3 protein-coding genes are annotated in these 4,803 nt (G+C 66.0%); 1 reads left to right on the top strand and 2 read right to left on the bottom strand.

What is annotated here, in order from left to right; all coding sequences use genetic code 11:
- On the bottom strand, nucleotides 1-1,800 hold a 1,800-nt coding region (locus tag VLF18_RS15900; RefSeq protein ID WP_325280608.1), incomplete at its 3' end, for a choice-of-anchor B family protein.
- Nucleotides 1,801-1,984: 184 nt separating this feature from the next.
- On the opposite strand from VLF18_RS15900, the gene VLF18_RS15895 reads away from it, so the two are divergent.
- On the top strand, nucleotides 1,985-4,141 hold the full coding sequence (locus VLF18_RS15895) for a M3 family metallopeptidase (RefSeq protein WP_325280607.1): 2,157 nt from the start codon (nucleotides 1,985-1,987) through the stop codon (nucleotides 4,139-4,141).
- Nucleotides 4,142-4,344: 203 nt separating this feature from the next.
- Here the strand turns inward: VLF18_RS15895 and VLF18_RS15890 are convergent.
- Nucleotides 4,345-4,803 (bottom strand): response regulator (locus VLF18_RS15890; protein ID WP_325280606.1); only part of this gene is annotated, 459 nt, incomplete at its 5' end.

Genomic DNA, 4,803 nt, shown 5'->3' with positions numbered 1-4,803 from the left:
GCCGCCGATGCCCGTATCCGCAAAATTCTGCATGGCGATGCCGCTCGCGATGCGATTGGCCGCCGACGGCACGAAGCCCGCACTGTCGCCGCGATAGACCGAATACCGCGCCGGTCCGCCGCAGGCCGGGGCCGCCGCATTCCACTGCAGATCGAGGCGGCAGCTCGCGGTACCCGCGTCGGCGACGCCGGTGATGCCGTTGAACAACGGGGCAGCCGTGCAGTCGCCGGGCGCCCGTGCTTCGACGCAGGCCGACGCGACCGAGCTGCACTGTCCGTTCGGCGTTTTTTCCACGACGCGATAGCCGTAGTCGACCTGCCCCGACACGCCGGTGTCGGTGAACGTCGGCGTGGTGAGCCCGCTCGCGACCGTCGAGAATGCACCGCCGCAGCCGCCCTGGGCGCGCTCGACGCTCCAGATCGCCCCGGCCGTGCCCGAACCGGTCCAGCCGAGCGCGATCTGCTGGCTGCCCGTCGCGGCCGCGCTCAGCGCGGTCGGCGCCGCCGGCGGCGTGCACAGGTGCGGCTCGACGACGAAGAAGCCTTCGTCGATGCCGGTCAGGATCACGTTGCCGCTGCCCGGAAAACGGTAATTGTTCCAATTGCCGTTGAATTCGGCATTGTCGCTCGCCGGGAACACGTCGAAGAACGCGACTTCGGTGAGCTGCGCCTGCGACAGATTCTCCAGCCGCAGGATGCGCAGGCCGGCCTCGTAGTTCGACTCGTAGACGTACTGGCCGTGCACGTAGAGGTTATGGTCGATGACGCCGAGCGCATGTTCGTGATGGCCGACGAGCACGGGCGCGTCGAGATCGGCCAGATCGAACACGAGCGTGCGCGCGTTGTGGCCGTTCGACGTCTCGTCGAGTTCGTCGTTGAGCAGCGCATAGCGCTGGTCCTCGCTGAACCAGGCCTGGTGCGGATAGCTCGCACCGGTCCAGGTCAGCGACGACAGCGTGACCGGCGCAGCCTTGTTCGTCACGTCGACGATCGCGAAGCGCTTGGTTGGTCCGTTGGCGTTGAGGCAGATTTCCTTGCCGTCGTGCTGCGTGTCCGGGCCGTGATAGACGAAGCACTGGCTCTCGTGCGTGTAGCTGCCCGTCGTCACGCAGCCGGCGAAGAGCGGATTGTCCGGTTCGTGGATGTCGTACATGCGCAGCGCGCCGTTCGCGGTCGGCGCCGGGCAGGTGTCGCTGCCGGCGACATAGGCGAAGCCGGTTTCCTCGTTGATCGCGATCGTGTGGCCGCGGCCGAAGTCGCCGCGGAACGCGTCGTCGGTGAAGGTCTGCGGCGTGGTCACGCCGCGCAGCCGGGTCAGGTCGAAGACCTGCAGGCCGTGCGCGCCGTTGTTGTCGGCGACCACGTAGGCGTGGTTCGCATAGACGCGGACGTCGCGCCAGAACGACGAACCGGTATGCGTCGGCAGCTTGCCGAGGTATTTCGGATGGGTCGGGTCCGACAGCTCGAACATCGCGAGCCCGTTGTTGGCGCCGATCAGCGCGTATTCGATCTGCGTGGTCGGATCGGTCCAGCCCCAGAGGCTGTTGGTGCTGGTCGCCGCGAACGCCGACACCGGCGTGAACGAGAGCAGATCGATGTTGGAGCACGGATAGGTCGCGGCCATGCCGTCGACGCAAGGCGTCGAATGCAGCGGCGCGAGCGGCCGCGGCTGCGCCGGGCGGGCGGCCTCCATGGCGAGCATCAGCGGATTCGGCGCGCCGGCCCCGGAGGCCGGCAGCGGCGCCGAAACCGCGCACGACAGCAGCAGCGGCGCGACGACGCCGGCCGTACGAATACTCATGACGCTCTCCCCCCGATGGCAACCGGCCGAGTGTATAGACGGGTTCGCATCCCGGCCATGCGTCCGGCAGTGAAATGAGGTACCGATCGGCACGGCCGGCAACGCGGGGAGGACTTCCGTCATGGGCATGGCGGTCGCGCACGGTTTAGGATCGGCGACCGATTTCCCGACCGGAGTGCGTTTCATGAAGAACCGTCTTGCCCTCGCCCTCGCGCTCGCACTGGGACTGGCGGCGCCGTCGTTTGCCGCCGACAAGCCGGCGCAGCCCGCCCCGACCGCCGCGAAAGCCGACATGGCCACCAATCCCTTCGCCAAACCCAGCACGCTGCCGTTCCAGTACCCCGCTTTCGACAAGATCAAGAACGAGCACTTCGCCCCGGCGTTCGAGGCCGGCATGACCGAGCACCGCGCCGAGATCGATGCGATCGCCGACGCCAAGGACGCGCCGACCTTCGACAACACCATCGTCGCGATGGAAAAGTCGGGCCAGCTGCTCAACCGCGCGACGACCGTGTTCTTCAACCTGTCGGGCGCCAATACCAACGACGACATCGAGAAGATCCAGAGCGAGATGGCGCCGAAGCTGTCGGCCCATCAGGACGCGATCGCGCTGAACCCGAAGCTGTTCGCGCGCGTGCAGGCGCTGTACGACAAGCGCGACACGCTGGGCCTCGATGCCGAAGGCAAGCGCCTGGTCGAGCGCTACTACACCGATTTCGTGCGCGCCGGCGCCAAGCTCAGCGAGGCCGACAAGGCCAAGCTCAAGGGCATGAACGCGGAACTCGCGACGCTGCAGACACAGTTCAGCCAGAACATGCTCAAGGAAAACAACGCCTCGGCCGTCATCGTCGACAGCAAGGACGAGCTCAAGGGCATGTCCGACGAGGCGATCGCCGCCGCGGCCGAAGCCGCGAAGCAGCGCAAGCTCGACGGCAAGTACGTCATCGCGCTGCAGAACACCTCGGGCCAGCCGGCCCTGGCGCAGCTGCAGAACCGCGCGCTGCGCGAGCGCCTGCAGAAGGCGTCGGTGACCCGCGCCAGCCATGGCGGCGAGTTCGACAACCGCGCGATCGTCGCGAAGGTCGCGAAGATCCGCGCCGAGCGCGCCGCACTGATGGGCTACGAGAACCACGCCGCCTACACGCTCGAGGACGAGACCGCGAAGACGGTCAAGGCCGTCAACGACCGCCTCGCCCAGCTCGCGCCGGCCGCCGTCGCCAACGCGAAGAAAGAGGCCGCCGACCTGCAGGCGATGATCGACAAGGAAAAAGGCGGCTTCCAGCTCGCGCCGTGGGACTGGTCCTACTACGCCGAGAAGGTTCGTTCGGAAAAGTACAGCTTTGACGAAAGTCAGCTGCGCCCGTACTTCGAGTACGACAACGTGCTCAAGAACGGCGTGTTCTTTGCCGCGAACAAGCTCTACGGCCTGAGCTTCAAGGAACGCAAGGACCTGCCGGTCTACAACCCCGACGTGCGCGTGTTCGACGTGTTCGACGCCGACAACAAGCAGCTCGCGATCTTCCTCGTCGACTGGTACGCCCGCGACAACAAGCGCGGCGGCGCCTGGATGAACGAATACGTCTCGCAGAGCGGCCTGTTCGGCACGCATCCGGTCGTGGCCAATCACCTCAACATTCCGAAGCCGCCCCAGGGCGAGCCGACGCTGATGACCTTCGACGAGGTCAACACGGCGTTCCACGAATTCGGCCATGCGCTGCACGGCATGTTCTCGAACGTGAAGTACCCGCGCTTCTCCGGCACCAGCGTGCCGCGCGACTTCGTCGAATATCCGTCGCAGGTCAACGAAATGTGGATGACCTGGCCGGAAATCATGAAGAACTACGCCAAGCACTATAAGACCGGCGCGCCGATTCCGCAGGAACTCGTCGACAAGGTCGTCGCGGCGCAGAAGTTCAACCAGGGCTTCGCGACGACGGAATACCTCGGCGCCGCGCTGCTCGACCAGTCCTGGCACCAGATCAAGGCGAACCAGGCTCCCGAGGCCGCCGGCGTGCTCGATTTCGAAGCCGCCGCGCTGAAGAAGGCCGGCGTCGACTTCGCGCCGGTGCCGCCGCGCTATCGCAGCAGTTACTTCTCGCACATCATGGGCGGCTACGCGGCCGGCTACTACGCCTACATCTGGAGCGAAGTGCTCGACGCGGACAGCGTGGAATGGTTCAAGGAAAACGGCGGCCTGAGCCGCAAGAACGGCGACCACTTCCGCCAGACCCTGCTCTCGCGCGGCGGCAGCGTCGACGCGATGCAGCTGTTCAAGGACTTCCGCGGCCGCGATCCGGACGTCAAGCCGCTGCTGGAGCGTCGCGGCCTGACCGCGAAGTGAGCAGAAGAAAAAAGTAGAGAAAGGCAGAAAATAAAGGGCGGCCCGAAAGGGCCGCCCTTTTTGATGCGACGACGCAGGGCACAATAACCGAAGGGCATCGCGCCAACTTTCTAGGCGCATTGTGCCGACAACAAGATCGAGAAGACGCGCAGCGAGGCGCGTCAGACATGGCGCAATGCCCTTCGGTTATTGCGCCCTGCGGTTCAGACGTCCCGCCTGCCGCCGCTCGAAACGCGGAACGGCACCTTTTCGGCGTTCAGCAGGCGCTCGATGCGCATGAACACTTCGGCGCGCGAGAACGGCTTTTTCATGAAGTCGTCGGCGCCGATGCGCTGGGCATAGAACTGCTCGGTGGCCTGTTCGTTGCCGCTGATCATGATAATCGGAATGTCTTTCGTGCGAATGTCCCGGCGCAGCTGGCGCAGCGCGGCGAAGCCGTTCATGCCGGGCAGCACGATGTCGAGAAAGATCAGGTCGGGCGCTTCGGCCTGTGCCAGCCGGATGCCTTCTTCCGCATCGCCGGCTTCGAGCGTCACGTAGCCGTTCTGCTGCAGGAGCTTGCGCAGCAGCGCGACGATGGTCGGCGAGTCGTCGACGATGAGCACGCGCGTGCCCTCGCGCGCGTTGATGCGCGGCTTGTCGCGCCGCTCGGCGGCGGCCGG

Source organism: Tahibacter sp. (assembly GCF_035481375.1).
GTDB lineage: Bacteria > Pseudomonadota > Gammaproteobacteria > Xanthomonadales > Rhodanobacteraceae > Tahibacter.
This window is presented reverse-complemented; position numbering and strand designations above follow the sequence as displayed.

Bases quoted from the DNA above. Each gene is read 5' to 3' on its own strand.
- VLF18_RS15895 (WP_325280607.1), top strand. From the start codon at position 1,985: ATGAAGAACCGTCTTGCCCTCGCCCTCGCGCTCGCACTGGGACTGGCG.